Below are 25,886 nucleotides of genomic sequence, written 5' to 3'. Positions count from 1 at the left end.
TCTTCGGCCGCAACCGGCCCGAGGTGCATGTGTGCCTGGGCGAGGACGATGCCCAGGTCAGCCGCCGGCACGGCAGGCTGACCCACCGCGACGGCCGCTGGTGGGTGACCAGCACAGGGCGGCTGCCCCTCCGCTTCCCGGCCCGGCTGCTGTTCACCGGCGAGGAACCACTCCCCCTGGCCACCGGCTACACCCCGCTGTTCGTCCGCGGCTCGGGCGACCGCGAACACCTGCTGGAACTGTTCGTCACCGGCCCCGAGGACGAGCCGCCCGTACCCCGCCCCGGCGACGTCACCCGCCCGCCCCGGGTGTGGGTGCTCACCGAGGAGGAGAAGCTCGCCCTCGTCGTCCTCGGCCAGCGCTACCTCCGCCACGAACCGCGGCCCCAGCCGCTCACCTGGAAGCAGACCGCCGAACAGCTCGCCGAGCTGCGCCCCGCGGCGGGCTGGCGCGAGAAGCGCGTCGAGCACCTGGTCAACCGGGTCCGCATGACCCTGTCCCGCGACGGCGTGCCCTGGCTGACCCGCGAGGAGGTCGGCGAACCGGTCGGCAACGCGCTCAACGACCACCTGATCCGCGCCCTGATGCTGTCGACCACCCTGGTCCCGCCGGACCTGGCGCTGATCGACACCCTCTGACCGGCGCCTTACAGCTCCTCGGGGCCCTCCGCGGCGCGCCGGGCGCGCAGCTCCTTGATCGCACGGCGGCGGGCCAGCCGGTGGGTGCGGCGGATCTCGGCCTCCTGGTAGCGCCGCTTGTCGCGTTCGGTCTCCGGGATGACCGGGGGGACGGTGCGGGGCTTGCCGTCGGCGTCGACCGCGGCGAAGACCAGGTAGGCGCTGCCGACCTGGGTGGCGGGGGTCGATTCGTTCCAGCGCTCGGCCAGGACCCGTACGCCGACCTCCATGGAGGACCGTCCGGTCCAGTTGACCTGGGCCTTCACATGGACGAGGTCGCCGACGCGGACCGGTTCCAGGAAGGCCATCTCGTCCATCGAGGCGGTGACCGCGGGGCCCTCGGAGTGCCGTCCGGCGACGGCCCCGGCGGCGTCGTCCACGAGCTTCATGATCACGCCGCCGTGGACCGTGCCGAGGAGGTTGGTGTCGCTGCCGGTCATGATGTGCGACAGCGTGGTGCGGGAGGCGGACGTGGGCTTGCCCGGAAGGTCCACATCCACGCCCTGGGCCTGTTTGGTCATGCCGTCCACCATATGCGGACCAGCTTCTTATCAGCTCTGCAACAGCCATGCCCCGATCCGGCACCCGCCCTGTATGACAGCGGGGCCGACCAGGCACACTGCCATGCATGAGCGAATGGCCCCAGGGTTGGACCGGTGACCGCAACGACCGGTACGGACGCGGCAGCGGTAGCCCCCAGCCAGAGGGGGCCCGCTCCATGCCGCAGGTACGGCGGGCGGCGCCGGGCGGCGGCGGGCAGCAGCCCGCCGAGCCGCCGCTGCCCCCGGAGCTCTCGCCGCGGGGGAACGTCCCGCGGCCCTCCCCGAGCTATGACGACTACGGCGGCCAGGGCGGCGACGGGTACAACACCGGCCAGGTCTACGGCGGCGGCCGTGGCCCCGGTGGTCCTGGCGGCGGTGGTGGTGGGCGTCGCGGCCGTGGGGGCCGGGCGGGAGGACCCGTGAACTGGAAGCGCCGGATAACCGTCGGCCTGGTCACCCTGGTGGTGCTGCTGCTCGCGGTCGGTATCGGTACGTACTTCTGGGCCGACGGCAAGCTCAAGCGCGAGGTCGACCTCAGCAAGGTCGAGGACCGGCCGACCGGCGGCAAGGGCACCAACTACCTGATCGTCGGTTCGGACAGCCGCGAGGGCATGTCCGCGGAGGACAAGAAGAAGCTGCACACCGGCTCCGCCGAGGGCCGCCGGACCGACTCCATGATCCTGCTCCACGTCGGTGAGAACGGGAACACCATGGTCAGCCTCCCGCGTGACTCCTGGGTCACCATCCCGGCCTTCACCGGCTCGTCGTCCGGCAACCGGATCCCGGCGAGCCAGAACAAGCTGAACGCGTCGTACTCCTCGGAGGGCCCGCAGCTGCTCGCGCGGACCATCGAGTACAACACCGGCCTGAAGATCGACCACTACGCGGAGATCGGCTTCGACGGCTTCGCCAAGATCGTCGACGGGGTCGGCGGGGTCGAGATCGACATCCCGCAGGACATGAAGGACAAGAAGTCCGGCAACGACCTCAAGAAGGGCAAGCAGACCCTCGACGGTCAGCAGGCGCTCGGCTTCGTCCGGCAGCGCTACGGCCTCGCGGGCGGCGATCTGGACCGCACCAAGAACCAGCAGAAGTTCCTGTCCGCGCTGGCCAACAAGGCGGCCTCGCCGGGCACGGTCATGAACCCCTTCAAGCTCTACCCGATGATGGGCGCCGGCCTGGACAGCCTGATCGTCGACAAGGACATGAGCCTGTGGGACCTGAAGGACATGTTCTTCGCGATGAAGAGCGTCTCCGGCGGCGAGGGCAAGCAGATGAACATGCCCGTCTCCAACCCCGGCCTGTCCACTCCCAAGGGCAGCGCGATCCAGTGGGACATGCCCAAGGTCAAGCAGCTGGTGAGCGAGCTGAAGAACGACGAGAAGGTCACGGTCTCCAGCAACTGACCGAGCAGATGTAAAGACGCGGAGACGCAGAGACGACCGCCGCCGGGCCGAGCGCCCGGCGGCGGTCGTCTGTTAGGTTCGTCCCGCGCTACGCATTGAAACGGTTCAACCCTCCCGGAAGGAACCGCACCGCGATGACGTACCACCGTTCCCGCAGACGCCTGATCACGCTCGCCGCCGCGACGGCCGCCGCGACCGCCGTGGCCCCGACCGCCCTCGCCGCGGCCCGCCACCGGGGCTGGACCCGGATCGCCCACGACGACTTCCGCCACGGCACCCGCCAGTGGACCGCCGAGCTGGAGAGCGGCGGGACGGTGCGGGCCCGGCACGGGGTGCTGGACGTCGACGTACCGGGCGGCGCCACGGTCTGGTTCACCCGCGAGCTGACCGGTCCTTACGTGATCGAGTACACGGCCACCCCGGTCGCGGCGGGCGGCCCCAACGACCATGTGACCGACCTCAACGCCTTCTGGAACGCCCGCGACGTCCGCTCCCCCGGCGACCTCTTCGCCACGCCGCGCAGCGGCACCTTCGCCGACTACGACCTGCTGAAGACCTACTACGTCGGCTACGGGGCCAACCTCAACACCACCACCCGCATGCGCCGCTACGTCGGCGAGGCGGGCAACCGCCCGCTGCTCTTCGACCTCACCGAACCGCTGCTCACGCCGAACGCCCCGCACCGGGTGCGACTGGTGTCCGCCGGGCGGACCGTCCAGTACTGGAGCAACGGCGAGCTGCTCTGCGATTACCGGGACCCCGAGCCGTACACCAGCGGCTGGTTCGGCTTCCGCACCGTGGCAAGCCACTTCCGCCTTGCGGACTTCTCGGTCTGGCGTCCCCGCCACTGACCGGCGGACATGACGGAGGGCGGGGGCGCCGCGTACGACGCCCCCGCCCTCCGTGATGCGGACTACGGCAGGTTGCGCGCCATGACGACGCGCTGGACCTGGTTCGTTCCTTCATAAATCTGGGTAATTTTGGCGTCGCGCATCATGCGCTCGACCGGGTAGTCACGGGTGTAGCCGTAGCCGCCGAGGAGCTGGACGGCGTCCGTGGTGACCTCCATCGCCACGTCCGAGGCGAAGCACTTGGCGGCGGCGCCCTGGAAGGTGAGGTCGGCGTCGACGCGCTCGGAGGCAGCGGCGGCCTGGTAGGTGAGGGCGCGCGCGGCCGTGATCTTCATGGCCATGTCGGCGAGCATGAACTGGATGCCCTGGAAGTCGGCGATCGGCTTGCCGAACTGCTTGCGCTCCTGGACATAGCCCTTGGCGTAGTCCAGGGCGCCCTGGGCGATGCCGAGGGCCTGGGCGGCGATGGTGATGCGGGTGTGGTCGAGGGTCTTCATGGCGGTGGCGAAGCCGGTGCCCTCGGCGCCGATCATGCGGTCGGCGGGGATGCGGACGTTGTCGAGATACACCTCACGCGTCGGCGAGCCCTTGATGCCGAGCTTCTTCTCGGGAGCGCCGAAGGACACGCCCTCGTCGTCCTTCTCCACGACGAAGGCGGAGATGCCCTTGGAGCGCTTCTCGGGGTCGGTGACGGCCATCACCGTGTAGTAGTCGGAGACCCCGGCGTTGGTGATCCAGCGCTTGACGCCGTTGAGTACGTAGAAGTCGCCGTCGCGGACCGCCTTGGTCTTCATACCGGCCGCGTCCGAGCCCGCGTCGGGCTCGGAGAGACAGTACGAGAACATCGCGTCGCCCTTGGCGAGCGGGCCCAGGTACTTCTTCTTCAGCTCCTCGGAGCCGGACAGGATGACCGGCAGCGAGCCCAGCTTGTTGACCGCGGGGATCAGGGAGGAGGAGGCGCACACCCGGGCGACCTCCTCGATGACGATCACGGTCGCGAGCGCGTCGGCACCGGCGCCGCCGTACGACTCGGGCACGTGCACCGCGTGCAGATCACTGGCCACCAGGGAGTCCAGCGCTTCCTGGGGGAAGCGGGCCTCCTCGTCGACCTCGGCCGCGAAGGGGGCTATTTTCGCCTCGGCGAGCGAGCGGACCGAATCGCGGAGCATGTCGTGCTCCTCCGACGGCCGGTACAGGTCGAAGTCTGCGTTTCCCGAGGACGCCAAGGTCTTCTCACTCCCCTGTGGTGCTGCCTACTGTGCTAACTACCGTTAAGTAACTGAATTCTAGGGCCGCCGCCCCTCCCCGTATACGTGCCCTGTACGTGAGCTTCCCGACAAGATGCCGCTGAGCGCTGTCGGGGGCGACGACTATGCTCAGGCAGCGCATCTGAGACCGACGCTTCTGGAGCACCGCATGGCCCTCAAGATCACCGTGATCGGCACCGGCTACCTGGGCGCGACCCACGCCGCGGCCATGGCCGAGCTGGGCTTCGAGGTGCTGGGCCTGGACATCGTGCCCGAGAAGATCGCGATGCTCTCGGAGGGCCGGGTGCCCATGTACGAACCAGGTCTGGAAGATCTGCTGAAGCGGCATGTGGCGGGCGCCCCGGGCGCGACCGGGCGGCTGCGCTTCACCAGCTCCTACGAGGAGGCCGGGCAGTTCGGTGACGTCCACTTCATCTGCGTGAACACCCCGCAGAAGCACGGCGAGTACGCGTGTGACATGCGTTACGTCGACAACGCCGTGGAATCGCTCGCCCCGCATCTCCACCGCCCGGCGCTGGTCGTCGGCAAGTCCACCGTCCCGGTCGGCAGCGCGGACCGGCTCGCGGCGCGGCTCGCCGAGCTGGCCCCCGCCGGTGCGGACGCCGAGCTGGCGTGGAACCCGGAGTTCCTGCGCGAGGGCTTCGCCGTCGAGGACACGCTGCACCCGGACCGGATCGTGGTCGGGGTCACCAGTGACCGGTCCGAGAAGGTGCTGCGGGATGTGTACGCGACGCCGATCGCGGAGGGGTCGCCGTTCGTGGTGACCGACTTCCCGACCGCCGAGCTGGTGAAGACCTCGGCGAACTCCTTCCTCGCCACGAAGATCTCGTTCATCAACGCCATGGCCGAGGTCTGCGAGGCGGCGGGCGGCGATGTGGTCAAGCTCGCCGAGGCCATCGGCTACGACGAGCGGATCGGCAAGAAATTCCTGCGGGCCGGGATCGGCTTCGGCGGCGGCTGCCTGCCCAAGGACATCCGCGCCTTCATGGCCCGCGCCGGTGAGCTGGGCGCCGACCAGGCCCTGACCTTCCTCCGCGAGGTCGACTCGATCAACATGCGGCGCCGCGGCCATATGGTCGAGCTGGCCCGCGAGGCGGTCGGCGGCGGCTTCCTCGGCAAGCGGGTGGCGGTGCTGGGCGCCACGTTCAAGCCGGACTCCGACGACGTACGGGACTCCCCCGCGCTCAACGTGGCCGGGCAGATACAGCTCCAGGGCGCCCAGGTGACCGTCTTCGACCCCAAGGGCATGGACAACGCCCGCGCCCTCTTCCCGACCCTCGCCTACGCCCCGAGCGCCCTGGAGGCGGTCCGGGGCGCCCATGCGGTGCTGCACCTGACCGAGTGGCGGGAGTTCCGCGAGCTGGACCCGGTGGGCCTGGGCGAGATGGTCGCCGAGCGCCGCATCCTGGACGGCCGTAACGCCCTCGACCCCGACTACTGGCGCGACGCGGGCTGGACCTACCGCGCCCTGGGCCGCCCCATGGCGTGAGCCCTGCCCGGTTTGTCGGGTCCCGGGGCGGTAACCCGGGCCGGGACTCGAGGAGGAGCCATGGCCTTTGCCAAACTGAACGTCATCGCCGTCGACTGCCCCGACCCCACCGCGCTCGCCCGCTTCTACCAGCAGGTACTGGGCGGTGAGATCAAGAACGAGGGCAAGGAGTGGGTCGATCTCTTCCTGCCCGGCGGGGCGCGGCTGGCCTTCCAGGAGGCGCCCGGCTACGTCGCGCCGAGCTGGCCGTCGGCGAAGGAGTCGCAGCAGCTGCACCTCGACCTGGACGTGACCGACATGGCGGAGGCGCAGGAGCAGGTGCTGGCGCTGGGGGCGAAGGCGCTGGACCTCGACGACGACGGCGGGAAGCGGGACTTCCGCGTCTTCGCCGACCCCGCGGGGCACCCCTTCTGCCTGATCCGCCCCTGAGCGCCCCGCCGCCCCCGCCGGGTGACGTCCGGCGGGGGCGGCGTACGTACGCAAGTCGGTACGCGGGTCCGTACGCGAGTCCGTACGCGAAACGGTTCAGCGGCGGGGGCGGCGGCCCTTCTCCTGCTTCGGGGGCTTCTGGTCGGCGCCCGGGAGGGTGGGCTTGGGGAGGTTCTCGACGTCCTCCTTGGCCTTCTCCAGCTGCTCGGCGGTGTCATCCGGCAGCTTCGGCGGCTCGGGCGCGGCGTTGCCGAAGCCGAAGGCCGAGGTGAGGTCGCCGAACGTACGGCGGCGCCACTCGCTGATGTTGGGCTCCTTGACCCCCGTCAGCCGCTCCAGGAACTGGAGCACCGAGGTGTGGTCGAACGCCTGGCCCGCGGCCCAGCCGCCCACCGTCCACGGCGAGACGATGAGGCAGGGCACCCGGAAGCCGCCGCCGATGGGCAGGCCGCCCACGAACTCGTCCACGGTCCCGGCCTTCGGGGTGGGCGGCGGTACGTGGTCGAACAGGCCGTCGTTCTCGTCGTAGTTGAGGATGAAGACGGTCTTGCGCCATACGTCCGGGTTGGACGCGATGGCCTCGATCTTGGACGCCACGTAGTCGGCACCGGCCGCCGGGAGGTAGTCCGGGTGCTCGGAGACCTCGGCGGTCGGGATGATCCAGGAGACGGTCGGCAGCCGGTCGTTGCGGGCGTCCCCCTCGAACGTCCCGGCGGGGCTGTGCACCATGCCGCGGTCGTACAGCGGATCGCCCGGCCTGGCGTCCTGGAACTGCTGGAACTCCTCCAGGAGGTTGCAGCCGTAGTTGTCCTCCTCCTGGTAGACCTTCCAGCTGACGCCCGCCTTCTGGAGGCGCTCGGCGTACGTCGTCCAGCGGTACGGCTTGGGCGCCTTGTTCTCCAGGACCGGGCCGCCCTTGACCCCGGCCGGGTCGATGGTGCCCGTCATCCAGTACAGCCGGTTGGGCCAGGTGGGGCCGAAGACCGAGCAGAAGTAGTTGTCGCAGACGGTGAACGCCTCGGCCAGCGCGAACTGGAACGGGATGTCCTCACGGGTGTGGTAGCCCATGACGTACGGCCCATTCTCGCCGTCGGCCTTGCGGTGGGCCGGGAGCCACTTGTCCATGGCGCCGCCGTTCCACGCCTCGTGCTGCACCGACCAGGCGTGGCTGGTGGAGGGGATGGCCTGGGCGCTGGTGGAGCGGGTGTCCAGGCGGAACGGGAGGAGGTAGCCGTCCGGGTTCACCTCGTCCGGCTGGTGGAAGACCGACTTGCCGGTGGAGAGGGTCAGGGCGTCCGGGTCGGCGAACCCGCGCACTCCCTTGAGGGTGCCGAAGTAGTGGTCGAACGAGCGGTTTTCCTGCATCAGCAGGACGACGTGCTCGATGTCGTCGAGCGAGCCGCCCTGCGGCGGCCCGGCGGCTATCGCCTGCTGCACGCTCGGCGGCAGCAGCGTCATGGCCGCGCCCGCACCGAGCGAGCCGGCGGCGGCACCAAGGAGTCTACGGCGGGTGAAGTCGGGCATAACGCCTCTTTCCCGTTTCTGTGCATGAGAGATCGTCAGACCGCTGATGACTCTCTCGCTCCGCCGGCGACGGGGAAGAGGCGAATTACGTGAACGATGCATCAACACATCGCAAAGCCACCAAGCCCCGGTAAAGGGGGCGTTGGTGGCTCATGCGGGGGCGGGTGGTGACCCGCGTGGGTCAGGCGTCGGGGGCGCCGTCCAGCTGGTCGATGGTCGCGATGGACGGCCCCCGGACCGCGCGCAGCCCGCGCGCCACGGCCTCCGCCTCACGCAGCACCCGGACGGCGTTCTGCCAGGTCAGCTTGGCGAGTTCGGCCTCGGACCAGCGGCGGTCGAGCAGCTCCGCGATGAGGTTCGGGTAACCGGCGACGTCGTCCAGGCCGGACGGGGTGAACGCGGTGCCGTCGAAGTCGCCGCCGATGCCGATGTGGTCGACCCCCGCCACCTCGCGCATGTGGTCGAGATGGTCGGCGACGGTGGCCGCCGTTGCCGTCGGCCGCGGATGGGCCTCCTCGAAGGCGCGCTGCACCTTCTTCGCGGCCTCCGTCAGCTCCAGCGGATGCAGCCCGTGCGCACGCATGTTGTCGTCCGCCGCCTTCGTCCAGTCGACCGCCTCCGGCAGCACGAACTTCGGTACGAACGTGGCCATCGCCACCCCGCCGTTCTCCTTGAGCGCGGCCAGGACGTCGTCCGGGATGTTGCGCGGATGGTCGCAGACCGCGCGGGCGGAGGAGTGCGAGAAGACGACCGGCGCCTCGGTCACCCGGAGCGCGTCGCGCATCGTGTCCGCCGAGACGTGGGAGAGGTCGACCAGCATCCCGAGGCGGTTCATCTCGCGGACGACCTCCTCGCCGAAGCGGGTCAGGCCGTGCGCCCTCGGCTCGTCCGTCGCCGAGTCCGCCCAGGGGATGTTGTCGTTGTGGGTGAGCGTCATGTAGCGCACCCCGAGGTCGTACAGGGCGCGGAGGGTCGCCAGGGAGCAGTTGATGCTGTGCCCGCCCTCGGCCCCCATCAGCGACGCGATCCGGCCCTCGGCGCGGGCCGCCTCCACGTCGTCGGCGGTGAGCGACAGCCGGAGGTCGTCCGGGTATCGCTCGGTCAAACGGCGTACGACGTCGATCTGTTCGAGGGTGGCGCTGACGGCCGTGTCCCCGCTGAAGTCCGAGCGGACGAAGACCGACCAGAACTGGGCGCCGACGCCGCCTTCGCGGAGGCGGGGGATGTCGGTGTGGGTGCGCTGCCGTTGGTCGGTGGCGATGTCCAGTTGGTCGAGGTCGTAGCGGACCTGCTCGCGCAGGGCCCAGGGGAGGTCGTTGTGGCCGTCCACGACGGGGTTTGCGGCCAGCAGGTGGCGGGCGTGCGCGAGGTGATCGGTCATCCGGGCATTTTCGTACGGGCGGTCGCCGAAGTCACGGGCCCGCCGCAACGCCTCGTGGCGGCCTGTTCCCCACCCCGCCCCTCCCCGAACCCGGGGCTCCGCCCCGGCCACCGTTGCGGGGGCTGGGGCAGAGCCTCCCACGCGGCGGAGCCGCATATCGATACTGCGGGAAGAGGCGGGGTGGGGAACAAATAGCGCGGGGGGACCCGTCAGCCGTGGGCGAAGCCGAAGGACGGGGGGCCGTCCACCTTGGCCCGGAGGCGCTTGCCCTTCTCCGTGGCCTGTTCGTTCAGCTCGTCCTGGAACTCCCGCATCCGCCCCTGAAGCTCCGCGTCATGCGCGGCGAGGATACGGGCGGCGAGAAGGCCCGCATTGCGGGCGCCGCCGATGGAGACCGTGGCGACGGGGACGCCCGCCGGCATCTGGACGATCGACAGGAGCGAGTCCATACCGTCCAGATACTTGAGCGGCACCGGCACGCCGATCACCGGCAGCGGGGTCACCGAGGCGAGCATGCCCGGCAGGTGGGCGGCGCCGCCGGCGCCCGCGATGATGGCCTTGAGGCCGCGGGGGGCGGCGTTCTCGCCGTACGCGACCATCTCGCGCGGCATCCGGTGCGCCGAGACGACGTCCACCTCGTACGGGATCTCGAACTCGTCGAGGGCCTTGGCGGCTTCTTCCATGACCGGCCAGTCGGAGTCGGAGCCCATGACGATGCCGATCGCGGGCACAGGAGCGCTCATTCGGTGATGGTCCCTCGGAGGTAGTCGGCGGCGTGACGGCCGCGCTCGCGGACGTCGGCCAGGTCGTCGCCGTAGGTGTTGACGTGGCCGACCTTGCGGCCGGGCTTCACGCCCTTGCCGTACATGTGGATCTTCAGCCCGGGGTCGCGGGCCATGCAGTGGAGGTAGGCCGCGTACATGTCGGGGTAGTCGCCGCCGAGGACGTTGGTCATCACGGTCCACTTCGCCCGGGTGTTCGGCGCGCCGAGCGGCAGGTCGAGGACCGCGCGCACATGGTTGGCGAACTGGGAGGTGACGGCGCCGTCCTGGGTCCAGTGGCCGGAGTTGTGGGGGCGCATCGCCAGCTCGTTGACGAGGATGCGGCCGTCCTTGGTCTCGAACAGTTCGACGGCGAGGTGGCCGACCACGCCCAGCTCCGCCGCGATCTTCAGCGCCAGCTCCTGGGCCTGGGCGGAGAGCGCCTCGGAGAGACCGGGGGCGGGGGCGATGACGGTGTCGCAGACACCGTTGACCTGTATCGACTCCACGACGGGGTAGGCGACGGCCTGTCCGTGCGGGGAGCGCACGACGTTGGCGGCCAGCTCACGCGCGAAGTCGACCAGCTCCTCGGCGAGGACGGGGACCCCGGCCCGGAACGGGTCGGCGGCGTCCTCCACGCTGCGGACGACCCACACGCCCTTGCCGTCGTAGCCGCCGCGCACGGTCTTGAGGACGACGGGGAAGCCGTCGCCCTCTTCCGCGAAGCGCGCCACGTCCTCCGGGTCGGCGACGATGCGGTGGCGGGGGCACGGCACCCCGGCCTCGTACAGCCGCTCCCGCATCACGCCCTTGTCCTGGGCGTGCAGCAGGGCCTCGATGCCGGGGCGGATGACGACGCCGTCCGCCTCCAGCGCGCGCAGATGCTCAGCCGGGACGTGCTCGTGGTCGAACGTGACCACATCACAACCTTGTGCGAACGCACGAAGCGTCTCCAGGTCGCGGTAGTCGCCGATGACGACATCGCTGACGACTTGGGCCGCCGAGTCCTGGGGGGTGTCACTGAGCAGCTTGAACCTGATGCCGAGGGGGATGCCCGCCTCGTGGGTCATGCGGGCGAGCTGGCCGCCGCCGACCATGCCGACTACCGGAAATGTCACCCTCCAAGGGTAACTTCTCGCCACCACCGCCCCTGACCTGCACTTGGATGATCCTCCAGATAGGCAGACCGGACTTGTGTTCGCGGCCTCCGGGCGAGTGTCCCCGGCGCTGGTTAGCATGGGGAGATGTTGTCGATGCTGACGAAACGGGGCTGAACGATCACCATGAGTGAACGACGCATGCTCGGCGGGCTGAGCACCCAGGTGGGGCGGCTCGCCCGGGAGATCGCGAAGTTCGGGGTGGTCGGCGGTGCCGGCGTCTTCGTCAACCTCGCCGTCTTCAATCTGGTCCGCAGCGTCACCGAGCTTCCGGTGGTGCGGGCCAGCATCGTGGCGACGGTGGTGGCGACCTGCTTCAACTACCTGGGATACCGGTACTTCACCTACCGCGACCGGGACAAGCAGGGGCGCACCAAGGAGCTCAGCCTGTTCCTGCTGTTCAGCGCGATCGGCCTGATCATCGAGAACGGGGTGCTCTACACGGCGACGTACGGCTTCGGCTGGGACAGCTCGCTCGCGAGCAACGTCTTCAAGTTCCTCGGCATCGGCATCGGCACCCTCTTCCGCTTCTGGTCCTACCGGACCTGGGTGTTCCGGGCGATGCCCGCACGGGAGGCCGTGGAGAGCGCGGAGGCGATACTCGCGGAGAATCCGCCCGCCCGGACCACCCGCCGCAACGACATGCAGCCGGTCCGCAAGTAAGGCCCTACGCCGGGCGGATGTCGTCCGCCACGCGGCTCAGGAACAGCGCGAACACCGGCGGATGGGGCTGGAGCAGCTCCAGCCGTCCCCCGTCCGCCTCCGCCAGATCGCGGGCGACCGCGAGGCCGAGCCCGGTGGAGTTCCGTCCGCTGACCGTCCGCTCGAAGACCCGCGCGCCGAGATCGGGCGGTACGCCCGGGCCCTCGTCGGTGACCTCGACGACCGCCTGGTTGCCGGTGACCCGGGTGCGCAGGGCGACCGTACCGTCGCCGTGCATCAGCGAGTTCTCGATGAGCGTCGCGAGCACCTGGGCGACGGCGCCCGGGGTGCCGACCGCCCGCAGCCCCTTCTTGCCGGAGCGCACGATGGCGCGCCCCTCGCTGCGGGAGGCCGGGCGCCACTCCTCGATCTGCTGCTTGACGACCTCGTCCAGGTCGAAGGCGACGGCGGAGCCGCTGCGCGGGTCGCGCGAGTTCGTCAGCAGCCGCTGGACGACGTCGGTGAGCCGCTCGACCTGGCCCAGCGCGATCGACGCCTCCTCCTTGACGGTCTCCGGGTCGTCGGTGAGCGTGATCTCCTCCAGCCGCATGGACAGCGCGGTCAGCGGCGTCCGCAGCTGGTGCGAGGCGTCGGCCGCGAGCCGCCGCTCGGCGGTGAGCATCCGGGCGATGCGTTCGGCGCTCGCGTCCAGGACGTCGGCGACCCGGTCCAGTTCGGGCACCCCGTAGCGGCGGTGGCGCGGCCGCGGGTCGCCGGAGCCCAGCCGCTCGGCGGTCTCGGCGAGGTCGGTGAGCGGCGCGGAGAGCCGGTGCGCCTGCCGTACGGCGAGGAAGACCGCAGCGAGGACCGCGAGCAGCGCCACCGCCAGGATGATCAGCATGGTGCGGCCGATCTCCCGGCTCACCGTCGTACGGGACGCCTCGACCCGTACCGTCTCGCCCTGTTCGCCGTGCTCCTCGGAGGAGATGACGCTGCCTTCGGGACGCTTGCCGATCTCGACGTCCGGGTGGTTCGGGATGGTGATCAGGGCGTAGCGCCCGGGTTCGATCTGCTCGCGCAGCACCTTGTGGGTGACGCCCTCGCCGCCGAGCAGCCTGCTGTCCACGATGCTGACGAGCCGCACCGCGTCCGAGCTGACGCTCTCCTGGGCGCTGTTCTCGATGGTCCGGGTCTCGACGATGACCAGCGAGACGCCGAAGACGGCGATGACGACGAGCACCACGGCGAGCGTGGAGTTGATCAAGCGACGGCGCATGGTCCTACCGTGTCAGCCCCCGTCAGCTTTTCTCGAACCTGAAGCCGACACCCCGGACGGTGGCGATGTAGCGGGGGTTGCCGGCGTCGTCCCCGAGCTTCTTGCGGAGCCAGGAGATGTGCATGTCGAGCGTCTTGGTGGAGGACCACCAGGTGGTGTCCCACACCTCGCGCATCAACTGGTCGCGGGTGACGACCCGACCTGCGTCGCGCACCAGGACCCGCAGCAGGTCGAACTCCTTCGCGGTCAGCTGGAGCTCCTCCTCGCCCATCCACGCGCGGTGCGACTCGACGTCGATGCGGACCCCGTGGGTGGCGGGCGCCTGGGCCTGGGTCTCGACGGCGCCGCGGCGCAGCAGGGCCCGGACGCGGGCGAGCAGCTCGGCGAGGCGGAAGGGCTTGGTGACGTAGTCGTCGGCACCGGCGTCCAGGCCGACCACGGTGTCCACCTCGTCGGCGCGTGCGGTGAGCACCAGCACCGGGAAGCCATGGCCCTCGGTGCGCAGCCGGCGACAGACCTCCAGTCCGTCCATCCCGGGCAGCCCGAGGTCGAGGACGAGCAGATCGACGCCTCCTTGCAGACCGGCGTCGAGCGCGGTGGGTCCGTCCTCCCGCACCTCCACCTCGTACCCCTCACGGCGCAGGGCGCGAGCCAGGGGTTCCGAGATCGATGCGTCATCCTCGGCGAGCAAAACTCGGGTCATGAGGTGATGGTAGTCCGCCGGGGTTCACGCACGGGGCGCGCAGGTGGGGACGCGGGGAGCACGACCGGTTGCACACCCGTTCGTGATCTATGTCTCACCCGAGAGTGTCAAGTGCGTGTCGTATGGTGAAACAACGTCTGTAGCACTCCTCCGGGACCTTTGGTGGGTTCGACGCGCCGAAGGTCTCTCTCATGCCCGGGTCCGGACATCGGGAGTCAGCGGAACGGACGGAGCCGGCAACGACCAGCGAGCCGCCCGGCGCTCAGCCACCCCCACGGGCGCTTCTACGCGTGTTGACGCGCGGCAGTGCACCCCTGAGTCCTTGTAAGGAACCCCCACATGGCGTCCAGCATGTCGAAGGGCGCGACCGCGCAGGATTCTCCTGCCAGCGGTGGCAAGACCTTCTTCGGCCACCCGCGCGGCCTCGCCACGCTCTTCATGATCGAAATGTGGGAGCGCTTCAGCTTCTACGGCATGAGAGCGCTCCTCGTCGTCTATCTGATCTCCGGCGGCCCGGACGCCAAGGACGGCGGTCAGGGCGGCGGCCTCGGCATGACCGAGGGCAACGCGGTGGCCATCTACTCGGTCTACCTGGCCATGGTCTATCTGCTGGCCATGCCGGGCGGCTGGTTCGGCGACCGGGTCTGGGGCCCGCGGAAGACGGTCGTGGTGGCGTCCGGGATCGTGATGGCCGGGCATCTCGCGCTCTCCGTCCCCGGTGAGCCGACCTTCTTCGTCGGCCTCGCGCTGGTCGCGCTCGGCTCCGGTCTGATCAAGGCCAACATCTCCACGATGGTCGGCCAGCTGTACGACGGACCGCAGGACCCGCGCCGCGACGGCGGCTTCACCATCTTCTACATCGGCATCAACCTCGGCGCCTTCGCCGCCCCGCTGGTGATCGGCACCGTCGGCCAGTCGTACAACTGGCACCTGGGCTTCGCGCTCGCCGCGCTCGGCATGGCGCTGGGCCTGGTCCAGTTCCTGATCGGCACCCGCCACCTCAGCCCCGAGAGCAGCACCGTGCCGACGCCGCTGGTGGCCGAGGAGCGCCGGTCCTGGGTGCGCAAGGGCCTGCTCTGGACGGCCATCACCGCCGTCTTCTACACCGGCGTGGTGCTCAGCGGTCAGTGGACGCTCAACTGGGCGCTGGTCCCGATCACGCTGCTCGGCCTGATCATCCCGATCGGGGTGCTGGTGCGGATCAAGCGCGACAAGGAGCTGTCGGAGGTCGAGCAGACCAAGGTCAGCGGCTACATCTGGTTCTTCGCCGCCGCGGCCGTGTTCTGGATGATCTACGACCAGGGCGGCTCCACCATGGCCGCCTTCGCCGACACCAAGACCGCGGACACGATCTTCGGGCTGCACTTCCCGTCCTCGTGGTTCCAGTCGGTGAACCCGTTGATGATCATGGCGCTGGCCCCGGTCTTCGCCTGGCTGTGGCTGTGGCTCGCGCGGAGCGACCGGGAGCCGAACACCACGCTGAAGTTCGCCTTCGGCCTGTTCATGATCGGCCTGTCGTTCTTCGTCTTCGTGCTGCCGATGCAGGCGGCCGGGGACGGGACGAAGGTCAGCCCGCTGTGGCTGGTGTCGATCTACATGATCCAGACCATGGGCGAGCTGTGTGTCTCGCCGGTCGGCCTGTCGGTGACGACCAAGATGGCGCCCGCGAAGTACGCCAGCCAGATGATGGGCGTGTGGTTCCTCGCCGTCACCGCCGGCGACTGCGTCACGGGGCTGCTGTCCATCGCCGGGGTCGACCTGAGCGGTCCGGGCGTCATCGCCCTGGAGGCGACCGCGGCGGCGCTCGCCGGTGTCGCGGTGTTCATGTACCGCAAGAAGGTCGTGGCGCTCATGGCCGACGTGCACTGACACGTACGGAAAAGGGCCCGGCCCCGGAACCGATGCCCGGCCGTGACGGCCCGCCGCCGCGGGCCGTCACGGTGTGCGGGCTCAGCTCGCGGAGTTCCAGGAGTGGGCCACGTCCACGATCACCTTGCCTTCCGACTGGGAGACGCGGAACGGCAGCCGCGCCCGCACTCCCACCCCGATCTGGGTCTCGCCCTCGAAGCTGCTGCCGAAGCGGGTGTCCTGGAAGGTCTTGTAACCCGAGACGTCCACCCCCGGGAGTTGCTGGCCGACCTTGCCGGGGTACGTCGTACCCCCGCTCTGCGAGTAGCTGGCCGCGCCCACGTGGATCTCCAGGATCGCGCCGCCGTTGACCGGGATCGGGTCACCGGAGCCGTTCTGGTACATGGCGTCGACGTAACCGGCCCAGACGAACGCCTTGTCGGCGGCCGTCGCGCCCTTGATGTCGAAGACCATGCGGTCGTAGCACTCGTGCTGACCGGTTCTGATGTTGACCAGCGGCTTCGCGCTGCTGAACGACTCCGTCTTCTCGCCGCTGCCCCAGCCGGTCGCGCACGCCGCCGACGTGCCCGTGGTCGCGGCCTGGGCCGCCCCCGCCGTGCCCGCCAGCCCGGCGCCCGCCAGCACGATCGCCGCGATCGCGGTTCCCAAACGTCGCATCTCCAACCTCCGGAATATCGAAGTGAGTTGGTACGCACGTCTTGACCGGTCATGAGGGCTGGGAGGTTGTCATCGCCGGGAATCTTTAGCGAAAGTACCTGAACTTGACCCGGATGGCGCGCAATCCACCCTGCTGCTGCGCGGCACGCTGGTGTCGCTGTGGCTCGGTGACGAGCTGTGGGATCTCGCCGCGTACTGGCCGGCGAGCGGCATCGGATTCGGCGCCACCGTCGGCGTGCTGCTCCCGATCACGTTCACGGCCGCCAAGCGCTCCTTCCGCCGGGTCGACTCGGCCGGGAGCAACATCATGGCCTGGCTGCCGAGGAGTCGATGGGGTCGGCGGCCGGCGGCGCGCCGTCGGTGGGCCAGGTGACTGCCGCGGTGTGGGGCCAGGCCACTCAGAACCGGGGGATGAAAAGCCGCTTCTCAAGCCCAGCAGCCGTTGACCGTGGCGGCCAGGCCGTCCATGGCGTCCGTGATCTCGGAGTTCTGGGCGGTGGAGTTGTTCTCCACGAAGGAGAACACCTTCCAGCGCCCGTCCTTGCCCTGGGTCACCCCGCTGAGGGCGATCGCGCCGGTCAACGTGCCGGTCTTCGCCCGCACCTTGTTCACGGCGCACTTCGAGTTCGGGTCGTCGAAGCGCGCGTACTCCGGTCCGAGGGTGCTGCCCGCCTCACCGGCAACCGGGAGGCCCTCCAGGATCGGGCCGAGCGTGTACTGATGACGCGGTTCGGTGGCGTTGTCCAGGATGGCCGCGATCGTGGCGGCCGGGATCCGGGTGGCGCGGGAGAGGCCGCTGCCGTCGTGCAGGACGACGTTGTCGAGCGGGATGCCGTACCGCTCGCCCAGCACCTGCCGTACGGCCGCCGTACCGCCCTCGAACGTGGCGGGCTGTCCCGCCTTGACGGCGGTCAGCCGCAGCAGCGTCTCGGCCATGTCGTTGTTGCTGGTCTTGAGCATCGTACGGACCAGCTCGGCCACCGTGGGCGACACCTTCTGCGCCACCGGCACATCGCCGACGCCCGCCGTCCCGCGCGTGACGTCGCCGTCGACGGTGACGCCACGGTCGGCGAGCTTGGTCGCGAAGACCTTCCCGGCGTCCAGGGAGGTGTCCGCGGAGAGCTTGCCGTCGACCGACAGGGCGCGGACGGGGGCGACCTGGTCGTCGTAGTAGTCGGCCCGCCAGCCCTCGGCCAGGGTGGGCTCCGGGAAGAGGCTGTCGTCGATGCGGACCTTCACGTTCGTCACACCCGCCGCCTTCAGCCCGTCGACGGCCGTCCGCGCCATCTCGCCGAGATCGTCGCTGCTCAGGGTGCGGTCACCGGCGCCGACGAGGGTGAGGGTGCCGTTGCTGTAGACGACCTTGGTGGCGACCCGGTGCTCGGGGCCCAGCTGGTCGAGGGCGGCGGTGGCGGTGGCGAGCTTGGTGTTGGAGGCGGGCATCAGGGCGGTCGAGGCGTTGTGGCCCCAGATCACCTCGTCCGACGCGGAGTCCAGCACCACGCCGCTGAGGCTGCTGCCGTCGTTGGCCAGGCTCGGGTTGTTGATGCGCTCGCCGAGCTTCGCGGCCATCGCACGGTCGGCATCACTGAGGTCCGCAGCGCTGAGCGGCTCCGCGGCGTCCGGGGAGCCGACCGTGGCGGCCGCGGCGGTCTTGTCGGCGGCGAACGACGGCCCGGCGAACACGGCCCCGGCCACCGGCGCGGTCGCGGCGAGCACGAGGGCGCGGCGGGCGGCCGTACTCATCGCCTTGGGCTTGCGGTGCCGGTGCCGCCCGGGAGCGTGGGGGGTGGAGGGGGATTCGGGATCGGTGCGAACGGCGTCCATATGAAGTTCCTGATGGCTCTGTGGGGGGAGCGACCGGGCGGGTCCCTGACCGGCTCCACGGTGCGCTCGTGCAGGCCACAGGCTAGAGGGCATCGGCTAACGTCCCGCTAACGCAAGCTTGCGGCACAGCGGTTCGCCCCGCCGCACGGTGTGGGGCGGGGCGAAGCGGGTTCGGTCAGCGGGTGCCGCGCAGCTTGCGCCACGGGGTGAGGGTGAAGATCGCGCCGCCGAGCAGGATCGTCGTACCGGCGATCAGACCGAGCGCCGTGAGGCCGCCGCGGTCGTCCGAGCCGGTCTCGGCGAGTCCGCCGCTGGTGCCGCTGCCGCTGCCCGAAGTGCCGGTGCCGCCGGAGGCGGTGGTCCCGCCGGACGTGGAGGTGCCGCCCGAGGCGCCGCCGGGCTGCTGCGTGGTGTCCAGCTCCAGCGAGGTGCCGGGGTCCTTGGCGGGGGTGCAGGTGGTGGTCGTACCGAGCGCCTTGACCGTCAGCACGCCCGGGGTGAGCGTCGACTTGCCGCTCGCGCCCGGCTTGTAGGTGCCGGTCAGATCCGGAATCTCGATCGGGGCACCGGACTTGATGGGCTCCTTGTTGGTCGGGCCCTCGACGGCGACCGTGCCCTTGTCCGCGCCGCCGACCTTGACCGCCATGGACGGCTTGACCGAATCCGCGGGGATGTCGGCCGGGCTGTCCATCACGGACTTGCCGAACTTCACGGTCAGGGCGAAGCTGCCGCCGCTCTTGGTGGCGTCGATGCGGACCGGGGAGGTCGCGGTCTTGTCGCCGATGGGCGTCTTGCAGGCGTACTCGACCTGCACCTCCTTGCCGGTGAACGAGTCGTCGCCACCGTCGCCGCCACCGGCGGTGGTGCCGCTGGTGGTGCCGGAGGTAGTTCCGGATGTGGTGCCGGAGGTGGTTCCGCTCGTGGTGCCGGACGTCGTACCGGAAGTGGTGCCGGACGTGGTTCCCGAGGTGGTTCCGGACGTCGTCCCGCTGGTGGTGCCGCCCGAGGTGCTGCCCTCCGTCACCTTGATGGTGGCGCCCGCCTTCACGGTCTCCTTCGCCGCGCACTTGGTGTCGGTCTCCAGCGGCTTGCTGACGTTGATGTTGTACGCACCGGGCGTCAGCGTGACCTCACCGGCCTTCGTCAGCTTCAGCTTGGCCTTCATGTCCGACAGCTTCATCGGGCTGTCCTTGGGGATCGCCGGATTCTCCCGCGGCCCCTCCATGGCCAGTTCACCGGTCTGCGCGCCGCCCACCGTGAGCGTGCCGGTGGGCTTGACGGTGTTCTCCTCCAGGTCCAGGATCGGCGGGTTCTTGGAGGCGGCCTGGACCGTCTTCCACACCACCTCGACCTCGTCGCCGACCTTGGCCGTCGCCGGGGCCTGCACGTCCACGGTCGTGGTGCCCTGCACGGGGGGCAGTCCGGAGATGGGCGGCGGCAGGCATTCGGTCTCGTACGAGACCTCGGCGCCGTATGCGGTGCTCGCGCCGAGCAGCACGCCCGCACCGCCGAGCAGCAGTGCGACGGCCGCCGCACTCACTCTTCGTTGCGTCCTCACGTCGTTCCCTTCGGGTTCGGTCGGTTCTCCTCGGACGGTGCGGAAAGGTGGTGCGTCGGTGCCCCCGGCAGGGTGTCCGGGGTGAACCAGGGCAGTGCGGTGCCGCCCCGCGCGGTAGTGACCAGGGGGATCGGAGCGGTCGGGGGTGTGCGCGGCCGTACCTTGTCCACGACGGCCATGCCGATACGGAAGACCGCCGCCGGGACGACGACGCACAGCAGGATCCAGAAGAGGGTGACGCCCCAGGGCCGCCCCACGCCCCACGGCTGTTCGACGAGCACCTTGCGCCCGTACTTGAGCGACACCTGGTAGTCGCCGTGCGCGGCCGCCGACAGCTCGACGGGCAGCTTGACCTGCGCCTTCTTCCCCGGCTCGATGGTGCCCCGCCACTGCTGCTCCTCCCAGCCGGGGGCGAAGACGCCGTGCGAGGTGCCCACCTGGAAGACCGGATCGCGGGCGGCGGTCGAGCCGAGATTGCCGACGGTGACGACGAGCCGTCGCTGCGGTGGCGCGCCGAACCAGGTCAGCAGCCCGCTGGAGCCGTCGAGCCGAGCGGAGAGCACGCTGAGCCGCTCACCGCCGGTGCGCTGTTCGGGCAGGGGCTCGACGGGATGCCCGGCGACCTTGAACGCCACGTCCGCGGCGGCGGCTTCGCCGGTGACGGTCGCGACATGGACGACGCACGGGCACGGCTTGGGCGGTTCGGCGACCGGCAGCTTCCGGTGGAACGTTCCGTCCGCTCCGGTGGTGAGCGCCCTGCCCTCGGCGTTGGCGCAGGAGTTGGTGCCGCCGATCATGTTCTGACCGCAGATGAGCAGGGTGAGCAGGGCGCGCGGCCGCCAGCCGGTGCCGCTCACGGTGACCGTGCCGCCCGTGCCCGCCTGCTCCCGGGACACCGTCACGGCCGGGCGTCCGTCGGCCGCGGCGGCGGGCCCGGGGGGCGGTACGACGAGGGCGAGCGCGGTGAGCAGGGCGGCCAGCAGCCCGGCGTACCGACGGTGGTGCGTACCGGCGTTCACGCGCTCGCTCCTGACTCCGTGCCGTCCATCCGGCTCCGTTTGCGTCTGCGGAACAGCCACGCGCCGCCACCGCCCGCCATGCCCAGCGCCGCGGCCGCCGCGGCGGCGAGCAGCCACCCGGGGGCGGCCGTGTACGTGGCGGAGGCCGCCGCGTGCGCCCCGCCGCCCGCGGTGACGGTGAGCTTCACGTCCACCGCGTCGAGGGCGGGGGCGTCCGGCCAGCGCTCGGTGAACCGCACCCGCTTGCCCGGCGGCACCTGGACGGGGAGGGTGCGGGCGTCCCGGCGCAGCACCGCGCCGAAGAGGCCGTCGGCGCGTACGGCCAGCCGTGGCGTCAGCTCGGTGTTGCCACGGTTGACGACGGCGTAGCGGATGGCCGCCCCGCCGCCGGACCCGGTCCGTACGACCCGTACGTCCTCGACGGAGAGCGCGGACAGCGTGGCCCCGCTGATCCGCAGATGCATCCGTACGCCGGTCCGGTGGCCGCCGCCGGTGACGACGAGCGCACCGGAGCGGTCGCCGGGCGCCGCGTCGGGCGGCACGGTGACGGTGAAGGGGACATCGGCGCGGGTGCGGGCCGGAACCTTCACCGTGCGGTCGGCGAACGCGAGCCATGCCCCTTGGGCCCCCTCGCTCCGGAGCCGGAGGGTGTGGGGGCGCTGGTCCTTGTTGGTGACGGAGAGCTTGTCCTGGAGTACGGTGCCGGGCCGCCCCTCCAGGTAGAAGTACGGCCGGTCGGTGGCGTCCGGCGCGCTGCCCGCGCCGGGTGCGGGCGCCGCCGACCAGCCGGGCCCGGCGGCAGCGGCGGGCGCCGGGGGCGCGCCCAGCAGCACCGTCGCAACAGCTACCGCGGCGGCCGCGCGTAAGGCGGCGCCGGTACGGGACGGCATGGCCGCGTCGCTAGGGGGTGGCCCGCCGGCGGCGGGTCAGCCAGAGCGCCCCGGCCGCTCCGGAGAGGAGCACCGTGCCGCCGAGGGTGCCGAGCGCGATGGCGGAGTCGGTGGGTCCGGTCTGCGGCAGCTGGCTGCCGCCGGTGCTGCCCGTACCGCCGGTGCTGCCGGTGCTGCCCGTGCTCCTCGTACCGCCCGTGCTGTCCGTACCGCCACTGCCACTCGTACCGCCGCTGCCGCTCGTCCCCCCGGTGGAGTCGGAGCCGCCGGATCCACTCGTGGCCGTGACGTCCAGGGTCAGCGAGGGCTTGGGGCTGTTGCCCGGCGTACAGGTCGTGGTCGTGCCCAGCGCCTTGATGGTCAGGGTCGAGGCGGTGAAGGTGACCTTTCCGCTCTTCTTGGGGGTGTACGTGCCCGTCAGCGTGCTGATCTTGATGGGCGTATTGGCGGGAATGGCCTTGTCGTTGGCGGGACCCGACACCGACACCGTGCCGGTCTCCGCGCCACCCAGCTTGATGAGCGCGCTCGGATGCATGGCCCCCTTGCCCAGTTCCACGGGGCTGGAGGAGACGCCCTTCTCGAAGGACATGGTCAGCTTGTAGGCGCTGCCGCTCGGAACGCCCTTGATGTCGATGGGCGATACGGCGCTTTTGTCGCCGATCGGCGTCTTGCACTGATAGTTGACGTCCACCGTGGCCGCGTGGGCGGCCGGAGCGGTGAGCAGTACCGCAGAACCGGCCACGGCCGCGGCCAACGTGAGGGCACCGCCGCGGCCGGCCGCACGGCGTTGTGGTTGGGACACCTGAGATCCCCTCTCGTCAAGCGCCGCAGCCGAATGCAACTGACGGCACATCAGATCGGGCGCCGACAGTACGCCGGGGACCTTGTCGAGGGAAGACACAGAGCACGCCGAATCGGCGTGACATGGATGAACGGGGTGCGGCACCACGACCGGAAGAACCGGGGCATGCCGGACGGGCCGATGACGGCCCGGACTAGAGGGCGCTCAGCACCCGGGCGGAGCGGGGCCGGGGCCGTGCTCTTCAGGCGGGCGCGGCCAGCTCGGCCCAGACGGTCTTACCGGATCCCTCCGCGTTCCGCACGACCCCCCAGTCGAGGCACAGCCGCTGCACGATGAACATCCCGTGGCCACCGGGCCGACCGGCGCGGTGCGGGGTGCGCGGGGCGGGCGTACCGGTGCCGAGGTCCACCACTTCGAGACGGAGCACCTTCGCGTTGCAGCTGACCCGCAGTTCCTCGGGTCCGTCGGCATGCAGACAGGCGTTGGTGACCAGCTCGGAGACGACGAGCAGCACATCCTCCGCGGCGGCCCGCTGGTCGGCGGTCGCGGCCGGAAGCCAGCCCCAGTCACGCAGCGCCTCGCGCGTGAAGTCCCGGGCGCGCGGCACGGCGCCGCTGGCCCCGATCAGATGGAGCCTGCGGAGCTGACGGATCCGCCCGGGGGGTGGAGTGGCCGGTGGGGCAGCCGAAGCGGCAGGGCCGTCCGGATCCGGGCCGCGGTCGCCCGGCGGGTACGGCCGGGTGGTGCTCATCAGCGCTTCACCTCACCGATTCACCGATTCAGGGACAAGGGATACCTGATCTCTTCAACAGTTTCAGCCTGTCTCCTGCCCGGCCAAAGCGTGAGAACACCCACTTCTCCGGTACGGCTCGTGTGACGCGGACAACGCCTCGATGACACACAGCCGACACACCGGAAACAGGAGTGGCGGAGATCACTCGACCAGCGCTGCGTCAAGCGATTCATGGACCGTAAAGACGGCCTCCGCGCCTGTGATCTCGAACACGCGGGCAACGACGGGCTGCATCCCGGCGAGGTGGACCGCCCCACCCTCGGCCTCGGCCTTCAGGCGGGCGCCGAGCAGCACGTTGAGCCCGGTGGAATCACAGAACTCCAGATGTGAGCAGTCCACGACCAGCCGTACGCGACCCCCCTCCACGCACTGCTCCAGGGGTTCCCGCAGCACCTCGGCGGTGTGGTGGTCCAACTCCCCCGTCGGTGTCACGACCGCGCTCGCCCCGTGGTGCCGAACCTCGACCTGGAGTCGGCCCTTGCTGGCGCTGCCGACCATCCCGCGGTCCATGTGCGCACCTCTTCTGGCGTCTCGTTGCTTTCGATTGCGCGCAATGAACCTTACGCCTTTGACCGGTCCTCCGGTAGCCGAACATTTCGCATAGTTCGGCAAATATGGACAACGTGGACTTGCCACGCACCAACGAATACGGGTAGGCGTAGTAGGGACACATACGAACACGGCCCGGCTTTGGAGGCGCCGCTCACCGGAGCAGCACGTCATGGCATCGGCAGCCATATGCCGAGAACGACGGAGGAGACTATGTCACCCCAGCTCGACGACTCGCGTACCGACCCGTCTTGGAGTACCAGGGCGACCGTCTCGTCGGCTCACGTACCCGAACAGTTCGTCCCTGATGCGGATGCCCAGGCGCTCGCCGGTTATTCCTTCGACGAACTGACCGAATTGTCTGATCTGCCGGAAATCCCGTCGTTTGAGACGGTGAGTCCGGTCGACGCGAGGGCCCTCTCGAAGACGCTCTTCGAGCGCATCGAGGTACTCGAAGAAGGCACCCACGAGTACGCCTACGTCCGGAACACCCTGGTCGAGCTGAACCTGGCACTGGTCAAGTTCGCCGCCTCCCGCTTCCGCTCCCGCAGCGAGCCGATGGAGGACATCGTCCAGGTCGGCACCATCGGCCTCATCAAGGCCATCGACCGGTTCGAGCCGGGCCGGGGCGTCGAGTTCCCCACCTTCGCGATGCCGACCATCGTCGGCGAGATCAAGCGCTTCTTCCGGGACACGAGTTGGTCCGTGCGCGTGCCCAGGCGCCTCCAGGAGCTGCGGCTGGACCTGGCCAAGGCCGGTGACGAGCTGGCGCAGCGCCTCGACCGCGCGCCGACCGTGCACGAGTTGGCCCAGCGCCTGGACATCACCACCGCCGAGGTCGTCGAGGGCATGGCCGCGAGCAACGCGTACACCGCCAGCTCGCTGGACGCCCAGCCGGAGGAGGACGACTCCGAGGGCGCGCTGGCGGACCGCATAGGCTACGAGGACCACGGGCTCGAAGGCATCGAGTACGTCGAGTCCCTGAAGCCGCTCATCGCCGACCTGCCCGCCCGGGACAAGCAGATCCTCTCCCTGCGCTTCGTCGCCAACATGACGCAGTCGGAGATCGGCGAAGAACTGGGCATCTCTCAGATGCACGTCTCCAGGCTGCTGTCGCGCACCCTCCGTCGGCTCCGCAAGGGCCTGATGGTCGAGGAGTAACGCTTCCGCAGACGGGTAAGGGCCCGCCCCCGCTTGCCGGGACGGGTCCTTATTCGTGCCCTCGTGCTGCTCCTGCCCGGCCTCAGACCAGGGTGCCCGCGCGCCAGACCGCCGAGACCAGCGGTACGCCGGGGCGGTAGGCGAGATGGACGTGGGAGGGCGCGTCCAGCAGCGCGAGATCGGCCCGGGCGCCGGGGGCGATGCGCCCCACGTCGTCGCGGCGCAGCGCCCGCGCCCCGCCCGCGGTGGCCGCCCAGACCGCCTCGTCCGGGGTCATCCCCATGTCCCGTACGGCCAGGGCGATGCAGAACGGCATCGAACTGGTGAAGGACGAGCCGGGGTTGCAGTCCGGCGACAGCGCGACCGTGGCGCCCGCGTCCAGCAGCCGGCGCGCGTCCGGATACGTCGAGCGGGTCGAGAACTCCGCCCCGGGCAGCAGCGTGGCGACCGTGTCGCCCTGCGCCAGGGCGTCCACATCCGCGTCGGTGAGATGCGTGCAGTGGTCCGCGGAGGCCGCGCCCAGCTCGACGGCGAGCTGCACACCCGGGCCGTACGAGAGCTGGTTTTTTTTGGACGCGCGGGATGAGCCCGCGCTCCTTGCCCGCGGTGAGGACGGCGCGGGCCTGGTCGCCGTCGAAGGCGCCCCGCTCGCAGA

At 70.4% G+C, this 25,886-nt stretch carries 24 protein-coding genes and 1 pseudogene; 8 read left to right on the top strand and 17 right to left on the bottom strand.

What is annotated here, in order from left to right; genetic code table 11:
• Positions 1-638 (top strand): FHA domain-containing protein (locus tag SSOG_RS26775; RefSeq protein ID WP_063631596.1); only part of this gene is annotated, 638 nt, incomplete at its 5' end.
• An 8-nt stretch (positions 639-646) separates the two neighbouring features.
• On the opposite strand, the gene SSOG_RS26770 is transcribed toward SSOG_RS26775, so the two are convergent.
• Complete coding sequence (locus SSOG_RS26770; protein WP_039941756.1) at positions 647-1,198, bottom strand: acyl-CoA thioesterase; 552 nt, start codon at positions 1,196-1,198, stop codon at positions 647-649.
• A 107-nt stretch (positions 1,199-1,305) separates the two neighbouring features.
• Between SSOG_RS26770 and SSOG_RS26765 the strand changes: the two genes are divergently transcribed.
• Positions 1,306-2,625 (top strand): LCP family protein, encoded by a 1,320-nt coding sequence (locus SSOG_RS26765; RefSeq protein ID WP_039938789.1) that lies wholly within the window; start codon positions 1,306-1,308, stop codon positions 2,623-2,625.
• Between the two features lie 134 nt (positions 2,626-2,759).
• On the top strand, positions 2,760-3,476 hold the full coding sequence (locus tag SSOG_RS26760) for a DUF6250 domain-containing protein (protein ID WP_009717388.1): 717 nt from the start codon (positions 2,760-2,762) through the stop codon (positions 3,474-3,476).
• 62 nt (positions 3,477-3,538) lie between these two features.
• On the opposite strand, the gene SSOG_RS26755 is transcribed toward SSOG_RS26760, so the two are convergent.
• A complete protein-coding gene (locus SSOG_RS26755; RefSeq protein WP_009717387.1) occupies positions 3,539-4,702 on the bottom strand; it encodes an acyl-CoA dehydrogenase in 1,164 nt (387 codons plus the stop codon).
• Between the two features lie 190 nt (positions 4,703-4,892).
• On the opposite strand from SSOG_RS26755, the gene SSOG_RS26750 reads away from it, so the two are divergent.
• Together SSOG_RS26750 and SSOG_RS26745 are read left to right on the top strand one after the other, a co-directional pair.
• Positions 4,893-6,233: a UDP-glucose dehydrogenase family protein gene (locus SSOG_RS26750; protein WP_009717386.1), complete on the top strand. Its 1,341-nt coding sequence runs from the start codon at positions 4,893-4,895 to the stop codon at positions 6,231-6,233.
• A gap of 60 nt (positions 6,234-6,293) precedes the next feature.
• Complete coding sequence (locus tag SSOG_RS26745) at positions 6,294-6,662, top strand: VOC family protein (RefSeq protein WP_009717385.1); 369 nt, start codon at positions 6,294-6,296, stop codon at positions 6,660-6,662.
• Positions 6,663-6,758: 96 nt separating this feature from the next.
• Here SSOG_RS26745 and SSOG_RS26740 read toward each other — a convergent pair whose 3' ends face one another.
• The 4 genes from SSOG_RS26740 to SSOG_RS26725 all read right to left on the bottom strand — a co-directional run bounded on the left by SSOG_RS26740 (position 6,759) and on the right by SSOG_RS26725 (position 11,446).
• A complete protein-coding gene (locus SSOG_RS26740; protein ID WP_039938788.1) occupies positions 6,759-8,186 on the bottom strand; it encodes an alkaline phosphatase family protein in 1,428 nt (475 codons plus the stop codon).
• Positions 8,187-8,367: 181 nt separating this feature from the next.
• Positions 8,368-9,567: a dipeptidase gene (locus SSOG_RS26735; RefSeq protein WP_009717383.1), complete on the bottom strand. Its 1,200-nt coding sequence runs from the start codon at positions 9,565-9,567 to the stop codon at positions 8,368-8,370.
• Positions 9,568-9,776: 209 nt separating this feature from the next.
• Positions 9,777-10,310, bottom strand: coding sequence for a 5-(carboxyamino)imidazole ribonucleotide mutase (gene purE / locus SSOG_RS26730; protein ID WP_009717382.1), 534 nt, complete (start codon positions 10,308-10,310; stop codon positions 9,777-9,779).
• Complete coding sequence (locus SSOG_RS26725) at positions 10,307-11,446, bottom strand: 5-(carboxyamino)imidazole ribonucleotide synthase (RefSeq protein ID WP_009717381.1); 1,140 nt, start codon at positions 11,444-11,446, stop codon at positions 10,307-10,309. Before SSOG_RS26725 ends, purE begins: the two co-directional genes overlap by 4 nt.
• A gap of 165 nt (positions 11,447-11,611) precedes the next feature.
• Between SSOG_RS26725 and SSOG_RS26720 the strand changes: the two genes are divergently transcribed.
• A complete protein-coding gene (locus SSOG_RS26720) occupies positions 11,612-12,148 on the top strand; it encodes a GtrA family protein (protein WP_009717380.1) in 537 nt (178 codons plus the stop codon).
• A 4-nt stretch (positions 12,149-12,152) separates the two neighbouring features.
• Here the strand turns inward: SSOG_RS26720 and SSOG_RS26715 are convergent, their stop codons facing one another.
• A complete protein-coding gene (locus tag SSOG_RS26715) occupies positions 12,153-13,403 on the bottom strand; it encodes an ATP-binding protein (protein ID WP_009717379.1) in 1,251 nt (416 codons plus the stop codon).
• Between the two features lie 22 nt (positions 13,404-13,425).
• A complete protein-coding gene (locus SSOG_RS26710; RefSeq protein WP_009717378.1) occupies positions 13,426-14,106 on the bottom strand; it encodes a response regulator transcription factor in 681 nt (226 codons plus the stop codon).
• A 339-nt stretch (positions 14,107-14,445) separates the two neighbouring features.
• On the opposite strand from SSOG_RS26710, the gene SSOG_RS26705 reads away from it, so the two are divergent.
• Positions 14,446-15,975, top strand: coding sequence for a peptide MFS transporter (locus SSOG_RS26705; protein WP_009717377.1), 1,530 nt, complete (start codon positions 14,446-14,448; stop codon positions 15,973-15,975).
• An 81-nt stretch (positions 15,976-16,056) separates the two neighbouring features.
• On the opposite strand, the gene SSOG_RS26700 is transcribed toward SSOG_RS26705, so the two are convergent.
• The 8 genes from SSOG_RS26700 to SSOG_RS26660 form a co-directional block, all read right to left on the bottom strand.
• Positions 16,057-16,632: an AMIN-like domain-containing (lipo)protein gene (locus tag SSOG_RS26700; protein ID WP_039938785.1), complete on the bottom strand. Its 576-nt coding sequence runs from the start codon at positions 16,630-16,632 to the stop codon at positions 16,057-16,059.
• A 426-nt stretch (positions 16,633-17,058) separates the two neighbouring features.
• On the bottom strand, positions 17,059-18,459 hold the full coding sequence (gene dacB / locus SSOG_RS26690) for a D-alanyl-D-alanine carboxypeptidase/D-alanyl-D-alanine endopeptidase (protein WP_039938784.1): 1,401 nt from the start codon (positions 18,457-18,459) through the stop codon (positions 17,059-17,061).
• Between the two features lie 175 nt (positions 18,460-18,634).
• The gene (locus tag SSOG_RS26685) at positions 18,635-19,999 is read right to left on the bottom strand and encodes a hypothetical protein (protein WP_039938783.1); all 1,365 of its coding nucleotides are present in this window, start codon (positions 19,997-19,999) and stop codon (positions 18,635-18,637) included.
• Between the two features lie 14 nt (positions 20,000-20,013).
• Positions 20,014-21,036: a neocarzinostatin apoprotein domain-containing protein gene (locus SSOG_RS26680; RefSeq protein ID WP_050799979.1), complete on the bottom strand. Its 1,023-nt coding sequence runs from the start codon at positions 21,034-21,036 to the stop codon at positions 20,014-20,016.
• Entirely contained in the window at positions 21,033-21,926 is an 894-nt protein-coding gene (locus SSOG_RS26675; protein ID WP_009717371.1) for a COG1470 family protein, read from the bottom strand. The genes SSOG_RS26680 and SSOG_RS26675 overlap by 4 nt, the downstream gene beginning before the upstream one ends.
• Positions 21,927-21,936: 10 nt before the next feature.
• Complete coding sequence (locus SSOG_RS26670) at positions 21,937-22,728, bottom strand: LPXTG cell wall anchor domain-containing protein (RefSeq protein WP_039938782.1); 792 nt, start codon at positions 22,726-22,728, stop codon at positions 21,937-21,939.
• 241 nt (positions 22,729-22,969) lie between these two features.
• Positions 22,970-23,479: an ATP-binding protein gene (locus SSOG_RS26665; RefSeq protein ID WP_009717369.1), complete on the bottom strand. Its 510-nt coding sequence runs from the start codon at positions 23,477-23,479 to the stop codon at positions 22,970-22,972.
• A 183-nt stretch (positions 23,480-23,662) separates the two neighbouring features.
• Complete coding sequence (locus tag SSOG_RS26660) at positions 23,663-24,031, bottom strand: STAS domain-containing protein (RefSeq protein ID WP_009717368.1); 369 nt, start codon at positions 24,029-24,031, stop codon at positions 23,663-23,665.
• Positions 24,032-24,283: 252 nt separating this feature from the next.
• Here SSOG_RS26660 and SSOG_RS26655 point away from each other — a divergent pair, with 252 nt between their 5' ends.
• Positions 24,284-25,231, top strand: a complete 948-nt coding sequence (locus SSOG_RS26655) for an RNA polymerase sigma factor SigF (protein WP_009717367.1) — start codon at positions 24,284-24,286, stop codon at positions 25,229-25,231.
• Positions 25,232-25,313: 82 nt separating this feature from the next.
• Here SSOG_RS26655 and SSOG_RS56360 read toward each other — a convergent pair.
• Positions 25,314-25,886: pseudogene (locus tag SSOG_RS56360) on the bottom strand (amidohydrolase family protein); the annotation flags it as partial.

The sequence above is a fragment of the Streptomyces himastatinicus ATCC 53653 genome (assembly GCF_000158915.1).
Taxonomy (GTDB): domain Bacteria; phylum Actinomycetota; class Actinomycetes; order Streptomycetales; family Streptomycetaceae; genus Streptomyces; species Streptomyces himastatinicus.
Note: the sequence above shows the minus strand (reverse complement) of the source record. Positions and strands in the feature narration are given on the sequence as shown.